17 protein-coding genes and 1 pseudogene are annotated in these 17,943 nt (G+C 62.5%); 4 read left to right on the top strand and 14 right to left on the bottom strand.

Annotated features, from left to right (window positions below):
• From DC366_RS12000 to DC366_RS11935, 14 genes and pseudogenes are all read right to left on the bottom strand, one after another.
• Window positions 1-252: pseudogene (locus DC366_RS12000) on the bottom strand (DDE-type integrase/transposase/recombinase); the annotation flags it as partial.
• Between the two features lie 136 nt (window positions 253-388).
• Entirely contained in the window at window positions 389-1,570 is a 1,182-nt protein-coding gene (gene bktB, locus DC366_RS11995) for a beta-ketothiolase BktB (RefSeq protein WP_108692453.1), read from the bottom strand.
• A gap of 84 nt (window positions 1,571-1,654) precedes the next feature.
• Window positions 1,655-3,661: a TRAP transporter permease gene (locus DC366_RS11990; RefSeq protein WP_207768705.1), complete on the bottom strand. Its 2,007-nt coding sequence runs from the start codon at window positions 3,659-3,661 to the stop codon at window positions 1,655-1,657.
• 5 nt (window positions 3,662-3,666) lie between these two features.
• A complete protein-coding gene (locus DC366_RS11985) occupies window positions 3,667-4,803 on the bottom strand; it encodes a TAXI family TRAP transporter solute-binding subunit (protein ID WP_108692452.1) in 1,137 nt (378 codons plus the stop codon).
• 29 nt (window positions 4,804-4,832) lie between these two features.
• Window positions 4,833-5,942, bottom strand: a complete 1,110-nt coding sequence (locus DC366_RS11980; protein WP_108692451.1) for a 3-hydroxyacyl-CoA dehydrogenase family protein — start codon at window positions 5,940-5,942, stop codon at window positions 4,833-4,835.
• 8 nt (window positions 5,943-5,950) lie between these two features.
• Window positions 5,951-6,970: a cyclase family protein gene (locus DC366_RS11975; protein WP_108692450.1), complete on the bottom strand. Its 1,020-nt coding sequence runs from the start codon at window positions 6,968-6,970 to the stop codon at window positions 5,951-5,953.
• Window positions 6,967-8,091, bottom strand: coding sequence for an NAD-dependent epimerase/dehydratase family protein (locus DC366_RS11970; RefSeq protein WP_108692449.1), 1,125 nt, complete (start codon window positions 8,089-8,091; stop codon window positions 6,967-6,969). The genes DC366_RS11975 and DC366_RS11970 overlap by 4 nt, the downstream gene beginning before the upstream one ends.
• Before the next feature lie 3 nt (window positions 8,092-8,094).
• The gene (locus DC366_RS11965) at window positions 8,095-9,255 is read right to left on the bottom strand and encodes an acyl-CoA dehydrogenase family protein (RefSeq protein ID WP_108692448.1); all 1,161 of its coding nucleotides are present in this window, start codon (window positions 9,253-9,255) and stop codon (window positions 8,095-8,097) included.
• 26 nt (window positions 9,256-9,281) lie between these two features.
• A complete protein-coding gene (locus DC366_RS11960; protein WP_243405115.1) occupies window positions 9,282-10,151 on the bottom strand; it encodes a MaoC/PaaZ C-terminal domain-containing protein in 870 nt (289 codons plus the stop codon).
• Window positions 10,136-11,050 carry an SDR family NAD(P)-dependent oxidoreductase gene (locus DC366_RS11955; RefSeq protein WP_108692447.1) on the bottom strand — a complete coding sequence of 305 codons (915 nt, stop codon included), beginning with the start codon at window positions 11,048-11,050 and terminating at the stop codon, window positions 10,136-10,138. The genes DC366_RS11960 and DC366_RS11955 overlap by 16 nt, the downstream gene beginning before the upstream one ends.
• A 15-nt stretch (window positions 11,051-11,065) precedes the next feature.
• Window positions 11,066-12,223, bottom strand: a complete 1,158-nt coding sequence (locus tag DC366_RS11950) for an acetyl-CoA acetyltransferase (protein ID WP_108692446.1) — start codon at window positions 12,221-12,223, stop codon at window positions 11,066-11,068.
• A complete protein-coding gene (locus DC366_RS11945) occupies window positions 12,220-12,603 on the bottom strand; it encodes a Zn-ribbon domain-containing OB-fold protein (protein WP_243405114.1) in 384 nt (127 codons plus the stop codon). Before DC366_RS11945 ends, DC366_RS11950 begins: the two co-directional genes overlap by 4 nt.
• Complete coding sequence (locus DC366_RS11940) at window positions 12,600-13,139, bottom strand: hypothetical protein (RefSeq protein ID WP_133176205.1); 540 nt, start codon at window positions 13,137-13,139, stop codon at window positions 12,600-12,602. Before DC366_RS11940 ends, DC366_RS11945 begins: the two co-directional genes overlap by 4 nt.
• Window positions 13,140-13,163: 24 nt before the next feature.
• Window positions 13,164-13,955, bottom strand: coding sequence for an enoyl-CoA hydratase/isomerase family protein (locus DC366_RS11935; RefSeq protein ID WP_108692444.1), 792 nt, complete (start codon window positions 13,953-13,955; stop codon window positions 13,164-13,166).
• A gap of 408 nt (window positions 13,956-14,363) precedes the next feature.
• Between DC366_RS11935 and DC366_RS11930 the strand changes: the two genes are divergently transcribed.
• Genes DC366_RS11930 through DC366_RS11915 form a run of 4 tightly spaced genes read left to right on the top strand, consistent with a single transcriptional unit; the run spans window position 14,364 to window position 17,938 of the window.
• Window positions 14,364-15,521, top strand: a complete 1,158-nt coding sequence (locus DC366_RS11930; protein WP_207768704.1) for an ABC transporter substrate-binding protein — start codon at window positions 14,364-14,366, stop codon at window positions 15,519-15,521.
• A 34-nt stretch (window positions 15,522-15,555) separates the two neighbouring features.
• Window positions 15,556-16,332, top strand: a complete 777-nt coding sequence (locus DC366_RS11925) for an ABC transporter ATP-binding protein (RefSeq protein WP_207768703.1) — start codon at window positions 15,556-15,558, stop codon at window positions 16,330-16,332.
• Window positions 16,329-17,075 carry an ABC transporter ATP-binding protein gene (locus DC366_RS11920; protein ID WP_108692441.1) on the top strand — a complete coding sequence of 249 codons (747 nt, stop codon included), beginning with the start codon at window positions 16,329-16,331 and terminating at the stop codon, window positions 17,073-17,075. Before DC366_RS11925 ends, DC366_RS11920 begins: the two co-directional genes overlap by 4 nt.
• Window positions 17,072-17,938 (top strand): branched-chain amino acid ABC transporter permease, encoded by an 867-nt coding sequence (locus tag DC366_RS11915; protein ID WP_108692440.1) that lies wholly within the window; start codon window positions 17,072-17,074, stop codon window positions 17,936-17,938. Before DC366_RS11920 ends, DC366_RS11915 begins: the two co-directional genes overlap by 4 nt.
• Window positions 17,939-17,943: the final 5 nt, after the last annotated feature.

Raw genomic sequence — 17,943 nt, 5'->3', positions numbered from 1 at the left:
TTACTTGCAATGAACGTGGGCTCGTCTGATATTTCTGACCTTTTCAATGCCCCATAGGGTCGCGTTGGCTGATCGTAGGGATCGAAAGCCTTGGCAATAGCGGAGGAGCATTTTCAATGCGACATGATCGCTCTCAATCAGATTGTTCCGCCATTTTCTGTCTATGTGTCGGATGCTGTCAAAGTACGGGTCGTGTCGGTGGTTGATCTCACAGATGGCGCGCTGGTAGGTGTGATCCTTCTCGCTAGCGAGCGGCCATTTTGCGACAAATCACCGTGCGCCCCGGCAGCGCTTTGCAGTAAGGGTGCTGCAGGGCCGCATCAAACCAGATCGGGGCGTGACAATCACGCCTTGCGTATTGCAAGCCATCAAGACTGTTCCGGCCCTGTCACATCCGCTCGACAATCATGGCGATGCCCTGCCCGCCGCCGATGCACATGGTCGCAAGCCCATAGCGCCCGCCGCTGCGTTGCAATTCATAAAGCAGCTTGACCAGAATGATTGCGCCCGATGCGCCAATCGGATGGCCCAGGGCAATGGCGCCGCCGTTCGGATTGACCCGTGCGGGATCAAAGCCCAACTCCTGTGACACGGCACAGGCTTGAGCTGCGAACGCCTCATTGCTCTCGATCACGTCTATGTCGCTGATGCTCAGCCCCGCGCGCTCCAGCGCCTGCTTGGTGGCGGGCACCGGCCCCATGCCCATGATTTCGGGCGCAACGCCGCCAAGCCCGTAGGATACGATGCGCGCCAGCGGGGCGGTGCCTTTGCTGCGGGCGGTGTCTTCGTCCATCAGCACCAGCGCGGCGGCGCCATCGTTGATCCCGCTGGCATTGCCCGCCGTGACGCTGCCGTCCTTGGCAAAGGCGGGGCGCAGCCCCTCCAGCCGCTCGGCGGTAATATCGGTGCGCACATGCTCGTCGGTGTCGAATGTCGCCTCGCTGCGGCCCTGCCGGACGGTCAGGGGCAGGATCTGATCGGTGAACCGGCCCTCTGCAATGGCCTGCGCCGCACGCCGGTGCGATTCCAGCGCGAACGCATCTTGTGCCGCGCGGTCAATGCTATGGCGCTGCGCAATATTCTCGGCGGTCACGCCCATATGGCCGTTGCCAAACGGGTCCGTCAGCCCGCCGATCATCATGTCGATCGCGCGGGTATCCCCCATTTTCTGCCCGTGCCGCGCCGTGGTCAGCAAATGGCCTGCGCGGCTCATGCTCTCGGCGCCGCCAGCCAGGGTGATATCCGCGTTCCCCAGCATGATCTGCTCGGCGGCCGTCAGCACCGCCTGAAGCCCCGAACCGCACAGCCGGTTCAGCGTCAGCGCCGGCGCCGTGTCCGGAACACCGGCGCGGATCGCGACAACGCGGCTGATATACATATCTTCGGGCTGGGTGTGCAGCACATTGCCCAGCACGGTCTGCTGCACGTCGGCGGCGCCGATCCCGGCGCGCGCGATCGCCTCGGTTGCGACAGCAGCTCCCAGATCGCAAGGTGACGTGCCCGACAGCGACCCTGAGAAAGTACCGATTGCGGTACGCACGCCCGCGGCGATGACGACGGATCTGGTCATGTTTGGTTCCTTTTACTAAATCCGAAATACGCCCGAAGGCCATGAGAGGCGTTCAAAGCCTGATATGTTGCGAAAGAGTTCATTTCAGGGCTGCCGCCGCATCGTCACGCTGCAAAGCCCAAGCCCGATAGCCACCAATATCAGTCCCAGCACGGTCATTCCGATATGGCCGAAAACAGGAACTAACGTGGCTGGAATGGCGATTGCGACACCTCCGGCAATGATACAGATTTGCACCGCGATGCCAAGTTTGCCGTGTCCAAGCGGGCCGAACACGGCCAGATACCCTTGCGTGCCGGATGCAATCAGCCAGACGCCGATAAACGCCAGAGCCATGACGGGGATCACCTCGCTCCATTCGCCGACCCCGATCAGGGCCGGCTCCAGAACGAACAGAAATGGCAGAACATAGATGATGGAGCCAAGCCGCATGGCGGTGAATCCGGCGCGGATCGGGCTTGTCCCGGCCAGCGTCGCCGCGGCAAAGGCACCAAGGGCGACGGGCGGCGTGATGTAGGACACCATCCCCCAGTACATTATGAAAAGATGTGCCGCAATCGGGTGCAATCCGGCCTGAACAAGCGCAGGCGCCAGCACGACGGCCAGTAGGATATAACAGCTGGTAACCGTCATTCCCATGCCGAAAATAAAACTGGTCAGTGCGCCCATGATCAACAGTGCCAGCACGCCATCACCGGCCAGAAACACGAGATCATTCGCAAGCGTGCCAGATAACCCGGTTGCCGAGAATGCACCGACAATGAATCCCACACCCAGCAGGATTGCGGCCATTTCAGCGAGGGCGGTGCCGGTATAGCTCAGCAGATCGCGTATCTTGGACAGCGACAGACGTGTGCTTGGGAAAAGCTGCGTCACCACTAGCAAAAGGAATGTGCAGATGAATGGCGCGATCCGCTCTTGCTCCAGCCCGATCAACATCCAGATCAGCACAGCAAAGACGATGATGTAATGCCACCCGTTTCTGAGAGTGTCCAAAAGAACCGGCAGCTCGGATTTGTTCAGCCCGGTCAGGCCCCGGCGCGCCGCATAGCTGTCGATCTGGATGATCAGCCCGAAATAAAACAGCGCCGACGGTATGATCGCCGCCAGCACGATCTCGGCATACCCAACGCCCAGAAAGGACGCCATGACAAACGCGACCGCTCCCATGATCGGCGGCATCATCACCCCTCCGGTAGAGGCGCAAGCCTCGACGCCGGCGGCGTAGTTGGCCGAAAACCCGGTGCGCTTCATCGCCGGGATGGAAACGGCGCCCGTGGTCATGATGTTCGAAATGACCGATCCGCTCATCGAGCCCATCAGGCCGCTGCCGACGGTCGCAACCTTTGCCGCGCCGCCGCGGTATTTTCCGACCATGCGAAACGCGAGGTCGTTGAAGAACGCGCCGCCGCCGGTGAACTGAAGCGCCGCGCCAAACAGGACAAAGCCCAGAACCAGCGTGCCGAATGCCTCCATCGGGATGCCAAAGCTGCTTTCGCTGGAAAGAATATGAAAAGGAATGATATCGCCAATCGGCTGCGAGAATCCGGCAATCGGCCCCGGCATCGACCCTGCAAAGACGGGATATAGCGAAAACGCCAACGCAATCACGGCCATCAACATGCCCGTGACCCTGCGCATCGCTTCGATAATCAACGCCCAAAGCGCAAAGCTGAGCATTTTGGGCAGCATCGGCTGGGCGTATTCCCAGCCTTCATTCAAGCTCTGTTTGCCGGTCAGGGCGAAATACCCGCAAATCAGCAATGCCGCGCCTGCGGCCGCAAAATCCGTGACATTCGACCAGCGGTGCGATCCGGCCGTCAGGGGATAGACCAGAAACACAATGCTCAGGAAAATGGCGCCAAGGGTGTATAGATAGGCATTCTGAAGGATCGTGACATCCACGAACAGCCGGAAGTTAAAGATCTGATTGACGGCGAAAAAGATCGCCACCAGCGTCAGGGCTGCAACCAGATTGGATACAACCGGCCCGCGGCGCAGCGCGCGCGCATCCATGCCGCCGGGCGGTTCGCCCCTGCCGACGGCCCCTGCCTTTATGACAGGGGCCTGATTGGAGTTATGCGGCGCCACGCTCGTCAATCCTGCGCGCCCGGCATCGGAATTTCGCTGCGCGCCTCGCTCCAGGCTTGCTGGAGTTCGGCACCCTCAAGGCCCTGATCCATCAGACCCTGCCACGCGGCGCCCAGCGCGTCCTGCCGGTCGATCAATGCGGTGTTGTAGCTCTCAGCTGCGTCCGTCCAGATGCCCGCGTCCTTCAGTGCGAAGACGGCGCCATCATGGAATGGAATGATCCAGTTGAACGACTGCTTGTCCAGCGCCCACCCATCGGCGCCCGGTGCCGCATCCTTGTAGATCGGGTAGGTGTCGATCAACGCCTGCGTCATCGACTGGACCAACGCAGGATCCTGATCTGCATAGGCGATCAGGACAGGATAGGGATAGTTCGTTCCTTCATGGGGTGCATCCACGGAAATTCCGGCGCCCTCGGTTGCCATGTGCGGAATGATATGCGGACCAACAGCCTGCAGGCGCCGCCAACCTTCGATGTCGTCATGCGGCACCGGTATCCAGTTGATGCCCCGGTTGGAATTCTCCAACTGGTATGCACCGCTGATTGTGGTCGCGCCCCATGCCGCATCGACAAGGCCGGAATTCATGCCGTCCCACGAGGCCGAGTAGCCGGGAAAATCGACCCGCTCCACATCATCCCAGCCAAGGTCGGCAAAGGCGAGAATGGCCTCGATCCCGTTATTGATCGCCGCAGAGCCGACGATTGCAGCCACACGCTTGTCCTTGAGGTCCGCGACCGAAGCGATGCCGCTTTCCTTGGTGGCTGCGATGCCCTGATTGTGATCCGGGTTGGACGCAAGCAGCACACGCAGCTTTTGCGGGCCCCACTCCTTGCTTCCGAATTCCTCAATGCCTTCCTGCGCAAAATACGACGCGATCCCGGCAGCCGAAAACATCACCCGTTCGTCACGCAAGGGGATCATGCGCGAAACGTCGTTCTTGCCCGGCAAAATCCGCAGTGTCGTGCCAAATTCGTTTTTCAGCGCCGCCCCCATTGCAACGGCCTGCGCGTTGCCTGTCGAACCCTGACCATATGCGCTCCACGTCACGACGTCGGGCAGATCGGCAGCTGTCTGCGCGGTTGCGGAATATGCGAAGGTCAGACCCAGCGCATATATCCCCGGAATAAAGATATTCTTCATGTTTATTTCCTCCCTGTTAAGTTGTCTGCTCAATCTGTTTGTGGCGCATCAAACGCCCTCTTTAGACCGGCTACCGGCATGTCGGCGCCATACTGCCGCGTCAGTGGCTCGATCACCTCTTCCGTGCGGGCGCGGCCAAGGGCGCGCATGGCCTGAACCGGCGGCAGGCCAAACCGAAGTGCCATCCGCGCGCCCAGATCAAGGTCATCCGGCGCTGCCACATCCTCGCCAATGGCTTCAAGCACCGGCAGGAACAGCGCGGCCCGCAGTCGGTCCGCGACCTGCTGCTGAACAGCGTCTGGTAAAGGCGCCGGATCATCCTCGATCTGCCATGGCTCATTCGTCTCGCCCGCCGCGATCAGCGCAGCTGTGGGTGTGTAAAAGGCGCCCAGCCCGGCAAGGTTCTGCACGGCGTTAAGCGCGATGCGCGGCCTGACGATATTCATCACCGCAAAGGGGCCCATCGCCAGATCGAATGCGGCGCAGGCGACATGATCAATCTGTCCGGTGGTGGCAATTCCCTCATCCAGCAGGCGCGCGGCCTCGTTCGTATAGGGGCAAAAGAACCGGTTGACGGCAAATCCGCTCGAGTCGCGGCAGGGCAAGGCTGTTTTGCCGACGCGTTCCAGAAACGCCAGCGCAGCCGCCACAGTCGGCGCCGCGGTGAGCGGGCCCGAGACGACTTCGACCAGCGGATTTATCTCGGCGGGACTGAAATAGTGCAGCCCCAGAAAATTCTCCGGGCAAGGCAGCGAGGCCGCCAGATCGGCCACGCGCAATGCGCTGGTGTTGGTTGCCACGATGGCGTCCGGCGCCAGATGCGAGCCGATGTCGGCCAGCACGTCGCGCTTTACCTGCCTGTCCTCGAACACCGCCTCGATCACCAGATCGGCGCCAACCACATCGGCCAGCGCATTGCCGGTCCGAAGGCAGCCGATGGCCGCATCCGCTTCGGCCCGGCTCATGCGCTCCTTTTCAACCGCGCGATCGAAAAAGCGCTGAACGCGGGTGTGCAGCGTCGTCAGGCTGCCTGCATCCAGATCAATCACGCGGGTTGTCAAACCGGCAGCAAGGCAACCGATGGCAATGCCCCCGCCCATTGTACCCGCGCCGATGATGGCGACCGAAGTGATGCGCATTGCCTGCCTCACACCGTTGCGACCGGCGTCAGCGGCGACCCCACAGAGCCGGGCAGACGCAGCGGCGGCGCCGTCAGAAAGAAGGCCGAGCGTTTGTGGGCGCGCAGGAATTCCGCCAGTTCGGCAAAATACCACAGCTCGCCCAGGTGGATGCCCTGCTTGAACAGGCACAGATTATGCAAGGGCAGCGCCGGGAAACTGTCGCCCTCCGGCACGCGGGCCGGATATGCCTCGACGGCGAAATTGTCGGCGCAGATCGCGACCAGCCCGCTATCGGTGATCCAGTTCAGCAGTTTCTCATCACGCCCGTCCAGCACAGGACAGGACTTGGCCAGAACATCGCCGTCTGGCCTTTTCTTCATCGACAGGATCAGATCGGCAAAGCCGGTGTAAAGGCACAGGAAATCCCCCTGCTCGATCTCGGCGCCCTGTTCGTCCAGAACGCTCATCAGATCGTCATAGCCGACCAGATGCCGGTCCCGGCCCCAGCGCGCCTCAAGGTCCGCCATCACGCCGCGTCCCTGCACGCCGGACACGGCCAGGTTTTCGATCCCCAGCGCCTGCGCGCCCAGATCATCTGCGCGGTCGTCCGGTCCGACAATATCGATCCCGGCTCGGTAGCCGTTGTAATAGACTTTTTCCGGCACGCCGTCGCCGTCGGCGTCAAACATCATGCCGACATGCGCCAGCGCGTCCCATTGGGTGGAATACTGTGTGAACAGCGTCACCGCATCGTCCGAGATGACATCGCAATAGCAGCCAGATACCTGGCTCATCTCGTAGTTGAAATTATGGCCATCGCCGCGCGGTTCGTGGTGAAACACAGGCTCGCGCCGCAGCGGAAACAGCGCATTTCCGCCCGGATAATCCAAAGGCAGCGACAGGCAGAAACTGTGCCCCTCGCGGATTTCGCGCGCGCCGCGCAGGCGGGCCTCGGGTGTGATCAGGTTCATGCGCCCAATCTGATCGTCGGGGCCAAAATCGCCCCAGTTCGACCCTTCGGGCCGGTTTTTCCAACGCTGCGTCATTCGGGGGCTCCTTCTTTGTATGTAGCAAGATCCGCCAGCGCCCTGGGGGCGGGCAGAAGGTTGCGATCCTGTAGATCCGCAATCAGGCGGCGGAACATCACTTCGGTATCCATGCAGCCATCGAACCCGGCCTGACGCAGCTTGATCGTGCTGACCAGCGCGGGGGCGGGTTCGCGTTTGGCATGGGTGGCAAAGGTGAAATCAGCGTAATGGTGCGAATGACCCACCATGGCGGCAAGGTCGGGTTGCTCCAGCGCGTGATCGGTCGCAATCTTGCGCCAGACGTCCGCTTTGGTCGGCATCACATCGGCCAGCGCCACCTTCTGCGGCGGGGCAACCGCCAGCCCCATAGCGTCCGCGATGGCGGGCCAGACGTTTTGCCAGACAAAGACATCGCCATTGGTGATGTTGAACGTCTCGCCGACGGCACGCTGCGATCCGGCCGCCCAGATCAGCGCATCCGCGATCAACCCCGCATCGACAGCCTCCAGCAGGTAGGCAGGGCCGCCGGGGAAGGACAGCCCGCGCCCTTCGGCCGCGCAAAGCCCGGCCCAGACGCCAAGGACCGGAATCAGGTTCATCGCCACGCCGACGGCATTTCCGAACACGACCTGTGGCCGCCAGATGGTGAGCGTGACATTACCCTTCGCCGCCTCTGCGCGCAGATAATCCTCTTGCAGCCAGTAAAAATTGGCGTGGTCATGGCGCGGCCAGCTTTCACGCGCGGGCACTGGGAAAGGTCGGATATGCACGCCATAAGCCTTCGTGCCCTGAAACAGGGACACATGCGGGCGATCGCCGCGGGCGGTCAGAGGCGCAATCACAGCGTCCAGCATGGCAAGGTTGGTGTCCATCTGTGCCGTGGATTGCCAGCCCTTGACCAGGTCCGGCTCTTCGAACAGCGCCGCGTAAACCACATGCGTTACAGGCGGCAGCGCCTCCAGCGCCGCGCGGCTGGCTCCGGGATCGGTCAGATCGACCGCCAGATGACGGAATTCGGCATCGACCGCCGGGCGGCGGCGCGACAGCGCCGTTACCTGCCAGCCCTTGGCTGCGAAGGCGGCAACTGCCGCTTGTCCGATAACGCCCGACGCGCCTGCGATCAAAATGTGACCGGTCATATTCTACCCCCGCTGATTGAACCGCCGACCCACCAGACCGGCCGCGATATTCACCTTCTGGATGTCGATGGATCCGCCCGCGATGCCCCAGCCGAAACTGTCGCGCACGCGCCGTTCCATGCCATATTCGCGCGCATAGCCGTAGCCGCCCATCAGCTGCATCGCGGCTGTCGTCACCTCGCGCGTAATCTCGTTTGCCATGCATTTCGCCATCGCGGCCTCGTCCGATTTCGGCAGACCGGTGCCGGCATTGGCCGCGGCGCGGTGGATCATCAGGCGCGATGCCTCGACCTTGATCGCCATTTCGGCCAGACGCATCTGAACTGCCTGAAAATCGATGATCTCCTTGCCGAACTGGCTGCGCTCCTGCACATAAGCCTGCACCTGCTCCAGCGCGCCGGCGGCAACGCCCATCGCCATGGTGGCATTGCCCAGACGCTCCAGATTGAACAGGCCCATCAGTTGCGAAAACCCGCCCGCGCCAACCAGCATGTGCTCGCGCGGCACGCGCACCTCGTCCAGCATGATGTCCGCAGAAGGCACACCGCGAAAGCCCATCAGTCGCTCAGCCGGACCGAAGGTCAGGCCGCGCGTATCCTTGTCCACAAAGACCGCGCCGATCCCCTTGGCGCCGGGCGTGTCATCGAAGCGGCAGAACACCACGTAGCCCTGCGAGTGCCCCGCCCCCGAGCACCAGCGCTTGGAGCCGTTTATCACAATCTCGTCGCCATCGATCCGCGCAGTGGTGCGCAGATCGGTCAGCGCGGTGCCGGCGCCCGGTTCGGACATGCAGATGGCGACCAGCATCTTGCCCTGCACCGAGGCGGGCACAACGCGCGCCGCCAGATCGGGATGGCCCAGCGCCTCGACGATGCGCACCGGGCCGGCCGACGTCTCGAACACCGGAAACGCGACCCCGACCGACACTTTGGCAAATTCCTCCATCACCAGAAACGCATCAAGATGCGGCAGGCCTAGCCCGCCATGTTCCTCGCGCGTGTTGACGCCCAGCACGCCCAGATCGGCATAGCGCGCCATCCATGTGTCGCTGACCGGATGGCCGGTCTCTTCGGTTTCGATCGCCAGCGCGGGAAGCTCGGCCTGCGCAAAGCGGCGCGCGCTTTCCTGCAGTTGCCTCTGATCGTCGGTCAGGTTGAAATCCATTGGTTCGTCTCACTCTTGTTCGCTGATTAGCTGAATTCAAACCGCCCGTTGCGCAGAACCTCGCGGTCCTCCACGCGGGCCGCAAAGGCGGCTTGGCCGGCCCCTTGGGGCCACATATCGATGGTGATCGCTTCACCGGGATAGACCGGGGCGGAAAAACGTCCCTCAAGGGCGCGCACCCGAGTGCCATCGGCGGCGCAGAAGCGATCCATCAATGCGCGGCAGGCCATTCCGAATGTCGCCAGACCGTGCAGAATGGGCCGGTCGAATCCAGCCTTCTGCGCGGTCGCAGGATCGGCGTGCAGCATGTTGTAGTCGCCCGACAAACGATAGATCAGCGCCTGCTCCGGGCGTGTTTTCAGCGTGACGGAGGCCTCCGGCGCACTCTCGGGCTGCGCATGTGGCTGACGCGACGCCGTGGACGTGCCGCCAAAGCCACCCGCGCCCCGGCAAAAGATCGTCAGCCAGACAGTCGCATAAGGCGCGTCCGTCTTCGCATCGCGGATTTCGCGGCGGGCCGTGACAAGCGCGCCTTTGCCTTCGCCCTTGTCAACGATTTCCTCAACATGGGTCTGGGCAATGATCTCGCCCGACACTGGCAGCGGTGCATGGATCTGCATGGACTGTTCGCCGTGCACGACCTTGGTATAGTCGATGCCCGTTTCCGGGCGCTTCATCCAGGATCCGTCATGGCCCAGCACGTTGACCATGGTCGGCATCGCCTGCTGGTCGCGCTCAATGACAAAGCGCAGCTGATCGCCGTCCACCGGATCGGTGCCATATCCCAGCCCCAGCGCATAAAGCGCGCTGTCGCGCCAGTCATAGCGGCGGCGCACAGGATCAATCTGCATGCTCATCAGCACATCGGGATCGAGGGGCATCAGACCGGATCCCATGTAATGACATCCGCCGACCGCTCCAGCGGGGTCATCCATGTGCCGAACGCATCTGGCAGTATCTCGGCCAGTGCATCGGCGGTCCAGCCGTCGCCGCGGTGCAGCGTACGCACGGGGCGCGGCTGACTGAAGAGGTAGATCTCATTGTTGCGGACCGAAAATATCTGACCGCTTATCTTTTCGGCCGCGTCCGAACCCAGGAACGCGACCAGCGGCGCGATCTTTTCCGGTGTCATCCGCTTCAGCTTGGCCACCCGGATCTTGTCGGCTTCCGTCTCTGTCGGGATCGAGCTGACCATGCGGCTCCAGGCAAAGGGCGCGATACAGTTCGAGCGCACGTTGACGCGCTGCATATCCATGGCGATCGACCGCGACAGACCCACAATGCCCATCTTGGCGGCCATGTAATTGGCCTGCCCGAAATTACCGATCAACCCGGCAGTAGACGTCATGTGAACGTAACTGCCGCTCTGCTGCTCCTTGAAATGCGGGGCGGCGGCGCGGCTGACGTTGAACGCGCCGTGCAGATGGACATTCAGCACCGCCTCGAACTGGTCTGGCTGCATCTTGTGAAAAATCGCATCCCGCAGAATGCCGGCATTGTTCACGATCAAATCAACGCGCCCGTATGTGTCGATGACGGTCTGAACGATCCGCTGCGCCGCGTCCCATTCAGAAACGGAATCGCTATTACCGACCGCCTCGCCGCCCGCGTCACGGATCTCCTTGGCCACATCATCCGCTGCCGAGGCATTTTCGACCTCACCCTGAAGCGTAACGCCAACGTCGTTTACCACCACGCTGGCGCCGTCTGCGGCCAGCCCTTTGGCGATCGCCGCGCCTACGCCCTGCCCCGCACCGGTGACAATCGCGACTTTACCATTCAGTATCTTGCTCATCTCATGTCTCCTTATTCATATTGTGGCCGCGGTGCCGAGAATCGCGGTCGCCTGGCTGGACAGAACGCCGCCATTGGCATGAGCCAGCGCCACCTCGGCGCCCGCCACCTGCCGCGCGCCCGCATCGCCGCGCAGCTGCGTGACGGCCTCCAGCACTGTAAAAAGCCCGTACATCCCTGGATGATTGCAGGACAAACCGCCGCCGTTGGTGTTCACCGGCAGCGCGCCGCCCGGAGCAATGGCGCCCGACGCAACAAAATCGCCGCCCTCGCCCTTGGCGCAGAATCCCAGATCCTCAAGGAACATCAGCGTGCAGATAGTGAACGCATCATAAAGCATGGCGTGATCGACATCCTTGATGCCCAGCCCCGCCTCGCGAAGCGCCGCAGGGCCGGATATAGCTGCCGCGCTGGTGGTCAGATCCGGCATTTGCGCAATCTGGCGATGGCTGACCGCAACCCCGGTGCCAAGGATATGCACCGGGGGGCGGGCCAAATCGCGCGCCCGGTCGCCGCGCGTCAACACCAGCGCGGCACCGCCATCAGTCACCAGGCAGCAATCGGCCTTGCTCAGCGGGTCGGACACCATCCGCGCACCAAGGACATCGCCCAGCGTCAGCGGCCCGCGCTCTTGCGCGTCGGGGTTCATCTGCGCCCATGCGCGCGCCGCCAGCGCCACCTCGGCCAGTTGTTCGCGGGTCGTGCCATAGCTGTGCATGTGTCGCGCGGCGGCCAGCGCATAGCTGGAAATCGGATAGCGCGGTTTGTAGGGCGCCTCATAGGGTTGCGGGTCAGGCATCGGCACCAGCCGACCGCCCGCGCTGGCCTGATTGGAGCCGTAGCAGATCAGCGCCACGTCGCACTGCCCCGCGTTCAGCGCCGACACCGCACTGCGCATGTGGAACAGAAACGACGCGCCGCCCACCATGGTGCCGTCCGCATGGCGCAGGTTCGGTCCAAGGCCCAGACGCTCGGCCACGTTCAGCACTGGCAAACCGGAGGTGGAATGCGCGCAATAAAGCGCATCGACATCGCCCAGCGTCAGGCCGCAATCCTCAAGCGCCAGAAACGACGCTTCCTCCAGCTGGTCATAAGCCGATCGGCCCGGCGCATGCCAGCGCCGCGTGTTTCCGATCCCGGCAATGGCCACTTTGCCGCGCAATCCATCGGTCATTCCGCGCCCTCCGCTGCAAAGACAACCATCGGCGGCTCGCCCGGCGCAACTCGGGCTGTAACGGCCTGCCCGATGCGCACCGCTTCGGGATCGCCCTCGACAGATGCCATCATGCGCGGCCCCTCGGCCAGTTCGATGATCGAGACGTTGTGCGCGCCCTCGCGGCTGCGCACGGTCGTGGTGGAATAGACCGCCCCCTTGCCCGATGCCGACACCATGCTCAGCGCGCCGCCGTGGCAGGCGCGGCAGGTCACGGCAGGTGGGAACTGCGCTGCGCCGCATGCATCACAGTGCTGAATTGTGAAAACGCCCTCGGACAGAGCGGCCTGCCACCTTGCATCGGGTCCGGGGCCATCGAAACGCGGATCTTCGGGCATCATGACGCCTCCTTCGTGGAAATGGAATTGAACCAGCCGGCATAGGTCAGCGCCTCGCCCGCGGGCAGATCACGTGCCGCGCGCCACCCCTGGCGCAGGCGCTGCCCCGTGGGCGCAAGCGCCGCAGCGCGGCTGCGCGCCGTATCAAGCGGCGCATCAGCGCGGGTGGCATGGCCGATTGCGCACAGCTCTGACAGCGGATCAGCGGCCAGCAGCACGCGCCGGGCATTCAATGCGCCCAGCCGAAGCACGGCAAGCTCGGCCAGTGCCGCGACATCCGCGCCGACCCAAGCGGCATCCGCGCCAATGACCGCAACATCGGCCAATAAAATCAGCGCCAGACCGCGCGTGCCGACCGAGCCAGCTGCCGCAACAATCGGGAGCGCCGACATATCAGATAGCAGCGCAATCCAGCCGTCCGGCGCGCCCAGCCCTGCGGACAAATCGCCCGCAATCAGCACACAGCCCGCGGCCCGCGCGCCCTTGCGCAAAGCAGCAGTCAGCGCTGCATCTTCGGCGGCGCCATCAATTTCAATCACGTTTGGCGCAGCCTCTCCCATCGTTCAGCGTCCCTCGAACCGGGGCTTGCGCTTTTCCAAAAAGGCAGCGATGCCCTCCCCCGCATCCGCGCTCGCCAGAAGGCCCGACATAAGCGCGACCTCCTGCTCCAGCGCCGCGTTCAATGGCGCACCCCAAGGCGCACGCATTGCCGCCTTGGCCGCGCGCGTGGCCAGCGGCGCCTTTGCGGCAATCTGCTGCGCCAGTTCCAGCGATGCGGCAGCCAACGCCGCAGTCGGCACCACTATGTCTGCGATCCCGGCACGGCGCGCGGCAAACGCGTCCAGCATGTCCCCGGTCAGGGCTGCGCGCGCCTGCGCGCCCTGCCCCGCGCGCGGCGCCCACAGCTGCGTGCCGCCCGCGCCCGGAATGAAGCCAAGGTTGATCTCGGGCTGCGAGAACTGCGCTGTGTCCGACGCGACGATCAGATCGCAGCCCAGCGCGATCTCGCAGCCGCCGCCCAGACAATAGCCGGCAACAGCCGCAACAACCGGCGTTCGAATCGCACGGATCGCATCAAAGGCGCGCCGGTTCACCGAATCGGGATATGTGGCCGCTGTGTGACCGGACAGCACGTCGATGTCCGCGCCTGCCGAAAACACCGTGTCACCGCCCGTCAGCACGATGCAGCGCACATCCCGCGCCGCATCGCACAGGGCCATGATGCGCGCCAACTGCTCCAGCATCGGAACACTCAGCGCATTGCGCGCATCAAGCCTGCACAGCGTAACGACGCCCACGGCGCCACGTTGATCAAACCGGACCAAATTACCTGAATGACTGTGAATCGAGCTCATGGTTCCCCCCTCACCGACAGGCTGACATACTAGTCGGTATCTTAACAAGTTAAATTTTGCAAACGGTCAAGATGGCTTTAATCACCGACCGGTGCAGGGTTGACGAAATATTCGTGCGCATATCTGGTAATTTACGCGCTTGTATAGCGGTTAGAGCCACCAATCATACAGAATATACGATTCATGCCGGACACAGAGGTAAACAGAGGGCAGCATAACACAACGATTGACAGATCAACATACCAATCAGTATGCTAATTTTATGGCAAGATCCGACTGCCATTCTGGCGCGGCAATATTCACGCCAGACAGCACACAGGCCGGCATAGCGGTGGGAGTGTCGCGCGGGTCCGGTGAAATGATCAAAATGGTGGCTCGCGCAATGCGGCCGCTCAAGGGAGGATGAAAATGGTATTTTCGAAAGTCGCAAGAACAGCCGCCGCCGCCATGATGGCCGCCGGTCTGCTGGCATCAGGCGTGCAAGCGCAAGAGGATCCGATCAAGGTTGGCGTGATCTTTCCGCTCAGCGGCGGTGCAGGCCCGCAGGGCAAACACGTGAACTGGGCCATCGAAGCCATGGCCAAAATGATAAACGAGGATGGCGGCGTGATGGGCCGCCAGCTGGAACTGATCAGCCGTGACGACGAATCCACGCCCGCCGTCGGCGTATCGCGCGCAAACGAGCTGATTTCCGAAGGCGTGGACGTCATTATCGAAGGCTGGAACAGCCCTGTCACGCTGGCGATGCAGCCGGTTATCGCGCGCGCAGGCATCATGGACATCACCGCCATTTCCAAGGCAGACCCAATCCTGTCGGGCGAAGGTAACCCGCTGGCCGTCAGGCTGAACAGCTCGAACGCGCAAGACGGCGCCGTTATCGCCAAATTCATCGCAGATGCGGGCGCGACGCGCATCGCGTTCCTGACCGAAAACGATGCTTATGGCACCGGCGCGCAGGCGTCGATCGAAGCATCGCTCAAGGAAATGGGCCATGACTATGAGAAAGTCGCAGAAGAGCTGTTTCCCTTCGATCAGGCCGATTTCCGGGTGCAGCTGTCGAATGTGAAATCCGCTAATCCCGACATCACCATTGCGATCAATGCCAACGAGGGTCTGGGCATGCCGGCGATCATCCGCCAGGCCAAGCGCAGCCGCCTGCCCGGCACGCTGGTCGCAGCCGTCGGCACCGTTGCGCCCAGCGTGATCGAGGTGGCAGGCGACGCATCCGAAGGGCTGGTCGGGGCCGACATCTACTTCCCCAACGTCGAGCCGTTCGCCTCGAACGAGGTCAACCGGCGGTTTATCGCGACCACAGAAGAGCTGCATGACTACACGCCAGACAAGTTCATGGCCCTCGGCGCAACCGCGCTTCAGGTCTGGGCAATGGCCGCGAACGAGGTCGAGAGCCTGGAAAAAGAGGCCGTTGCGAACCGCATCCGTGGTGGCAGTTTTGAGAACACCCTTCTTGGCGACATCACGTTTGGCGAAAACGGCCAGCTGAACAGCAATCACTACATTTTCGATGTGACCGATCAGCAAATCGTCGTCCGCGACAGCGCAAACTGATCGCAAACCGGAGCGAGCGGGACCGATGAACACCATGTTCCAGACAGATGGCGGCACCCTACGGGTCGAGGGCCTACGCGTGGCCTTTGGCGCGCTGGTGGCGCTGGATGATGTCAGCTGGGAAGTGAACCCTGGCGAAATTCTGGGCATCATCGGTCCCAATGGTGCAGGCAAAAGCACCTGCTACAACGCCGCGACCAACATGGTGCAGCGCACCGGCAAGGTGGAAATCGACGGGCGCGACGTGTCCACCATGCCGGCCAGCAGGCTGGCTGCGCTTGGCCTGCGCCGCGCGTTTCAGCAAAACGCCTTTTTCACGCATCTTACGGTGCTGGAGAACATGATCGCTGTCATTCAGCCCCAGCACGGCACCAGCCTGCTGGGCACAATTTTGCGCCCCCTGTCCGAGCATCGCAGGGCCGTCCATACCCGCCAAGTCGCCGAGGCGGCGCTGAAGAACATGGGTATACCGCCCGAATTTCATCACCGACTGCCGGGCGAAATTCCTTATGGAACGCAGCGCATGCTGTCGATTGCGCTGGCCAACGGCACCGGCGCGCGCATCCTGCTGCTGGACGAGCCGGCCGCCGGGCTGGGCGGCGAGGACATGCGCGAGCTGTGCGATCGCCTGCTGGCGCTGCGCGCCGGCGGAATGGCTATCGTTGTCATCGAACATCACATGGACCTTGTCATGCAGATAACTGACCGCATCGTCGTGCTGGATCGCGGCAGACGGCTCGCCTATGGCACGCCGAGCGAAATTCGCCACGACCCCGACGTTCTGGAAGCCTATCTGGGGCGCGACGAATGAGCGCGCCAGCCCCCGCCACCCCCGTTCTGGAGGCGCGCGACCTGTCGGTTGTCTATGCCGGAAATCGCGCCCTTTCGGTAGAGAATTTTCAGCTGGCCGAGGGCGAACTGGCCGGGATCGTCGGCGCCAACGGTGCGGGCAAATCGACTTTTGCCAATGCTATGATGGGCTGGTCGCGCGGCGCGCCCAAGGTGACGGGCGATGTTCTGCTGGACGGTCAGTCCATCAGCGCCCTGACCACGCCCGAGCGGGTGCGCCGTGGGTTGCTGCTGATCCCCGAGAACGATCTGGTCTTTGCCACCATGACCGTTTCGGAAAATCTGGCTCATGCAGCCAGTGCGCGTCAGGCAGGCGGTCGGCGGATCTACACCACGGACGAAATTTACGATCTTTTCCCCAACCTCGCCGAGCGTCGCAATCATCTGGGCGGGCAGCTGTCCGGCGGCGAGCGGCAGATGGTGGGTATCGCCCGCGCGCTGCGGCTGGCGCCCCGTGTGCTGATGCTGGACGAGCCGTCAATCGGACTTGCGCCCCTGCTGGTGACAGTCGTGCTGAAAACGGTGCGCACGTTGGTGGATGAGGGGCTGACGGTCCTTCTGGTCGAACAGAACGTCAAGGCCGCAATCCGAACCGTTGACCGCCTGATCCTGCTGGAGCGGGGCCAAATTCTGGCCGAAGGCCCGGTGGACGAAATGAAGGCAGATCCCCGCGTCGCAGACGCATATCTGGGAGCGGACACATGAATTTTACCCAACAGTTAATCAATGGTCTGGTGCTCGGCCACTCCTATGCGCTGATCGCCATCGGCTGGACCGTTCTTCTGGGCGTGGCCCGATTGGTCAACTTTGGCCACGGGCAGATGTATATGCTGGGCGCCTTCGTGACATGGTTTGTCATGTCGCGCTTTGGCCTGCCCTATCTGGTCGCCATACCCATTGCCATGGCGGTGGGCATCGGCGTCGGGTATCTGATGCAGCGCACCATGCTACAGCTGACCATCCGGCAGGATCTGGTATCGGTGATGATCGTGACATTGGGTTTTGGTCATGTGCTGGAAGGGGTCGCCGCGCTTTTCTTTGGCTCGACCGGGCAGATACTGGACACGCCGCTGTCGGTCCGCGACATCTATATTGGCGATATCTGGATCACCTGGCAGGATATTGCCATCATCATTGTCGCGATCTTGTTCTTTGCACTGCTGAAATATGTGGTTGAGAAAACGCGCGTTGGCCGTCTGGTGCGGATGGTTGCCGAAGACCCCAAGCTGGCGCTGCTGGCCGGTATCGACATTCGAAAGATTTATCTGGGTGTTTTCGCCTTCGAGGGCGCTGCCGTTGCCATCGCCGCCGCGCTGATTGCGCCGCGCACGCCGATCCTGACCTCAATGGGGTTCGATCAGGTCATCATCACCTTTGTCGTGGTCGTGCTGGGCGGCATTGGCAGTATCACCGGCAGCTATGTTGCCGGTATCGCGCTGGGTCTGTTTGCCGCATTCTTCGGCGCCTACGTCTCGGCGGCGTATTCGACGGCGGCGATGTTCGTCTTTTTGATCGTCGTGCTGGTGGTGCGTCCCGGCGGCCTTGCCTCGCGTCCGGGGGCACATTGATATGC

The sequence above is a fragment of the Pelagivirga sediminicola genome (genome assembly GCF_003072125.1).
Lineage (GTDB): Bacteria > Pseudomonadota > Alphaproteobacteria > Rhodobacterales > Rhodobacteraceae > Roseovarius > Roseovarius sediminicola.
The sequence above is the reverse complement of the archived record's forward strand: the minus strand, read 5'-3'. Positions and strand labels throughout refer to the sequence as shown.

Excerpts from the sequence above, each read along its gene's own strand:
- bktB (WP_108692453.1), bottom strand. The coding sequence starts at position 1,570 with ATGACCAGATCCGTCGTCATCGCCGCGGGCGTGCGTACCGCAATCGGT.
- DC366_RS11985 (WP_108692452.1), bottom strand. The coding sequence starts at position 4,803 with ATGAAGAATATCTTTATTCCGGGGATATATGCGCTGGGTCTGACCTTC.
- DC366_RS11980 (WP_108692451.1), bottom strand. The coding sequence starts at position 5,942 with ATGCGCATCACTTCGGTCGCCATCATCGGCGCGGGTACAATGGGCGGG.
- DC366_RS11975 (WP_108692450.1), bottom strand. The coding sequence starts at position 6,970 with ATGACGCAGCGTTGGAAAAACCGGCCCGAAGGGTCGAACTGGGGCGAT.
- DC366_RS11970 (WP_108692449.1), bottom strand. The coding sequence starts at position 8,091 with ATGACCGGTCACATTTTGATCGCAGGCGCGTCGGGCGTTATCGGACAA.
- DC366_RS11965 (WP_108692448.1), bottom strand. The coding sequence starts at position 9,255 with ATGGATTTCAACCTGACCGACGATCAGAGGCAACTGCAGGAAAGCGCG.
- DC366_RS11960 (WP_243405115.1), bottom strand. The coding sequence starts at position 10,151 with ATGGGATCCGGTCTGATGCCCCTCGATCCCGATGTGCTGATGAGCATG.
- DC366_RS11955 (WP_108692447.1), bottom strand. The coding sequence starts at position 11,050 with ATGAGCAAGATACTGAATGGTAAAGTCGCGATTGTCACCGGTGCGGGG.
- DC366_RS11950 (WP_108692446.1), bottom strand. The coding sequence starts at position 12,223 with ATGACCGATGGATTGCGCGGCAAAGTGGCCATTGCCGGGATCGGAAAC.
- DC366_RS11945 (WP_243405114.1), bottom strand. The coding sequence starts at position 12,603 with ATGATGCCCGAAGATCCGCGTTTCGATGGCCCCGGACCCGATGCAAGG.
- DC366_RS11935 (WP_108692444.1), bottom strand. The coding sequence starts at position 13,955 with ATGAGCTCGATTCACAGTCATTCAGGTAATTTGGTCCGGTTTGATCAA.
- DC366_RS11930 (WP_207768704.1), top strand. The coding sequence starts at position 14,364 with ATGGTATTTTCGAAAGTCGCAAGAACAGCCGCCGCCGCCATGATGGCC.
- DC366_RS11925 (WP_207768703.1), top strand. The coding sequence starts at position 15,556 with ATGTTCCAGACAGATGGCGGCACCCTACGGGTCGAGGGCCTACGCGTG.
- DC366_RS11920 (WP_108692441.1), top strand. The coding sequence starts at position 16,329 with ATGAGCGCGCCAGCCCCCGCCACCCCCGTTCTGGAGGCGCGCGACCTG.
- DC366_RS11915 (WP_108692440.1), top strand. The coding sequence starts at position 17,072 with ATGAATTTTACCCAACAGTTAATCAATGGTCTGGTGCTCGGCCACTCC.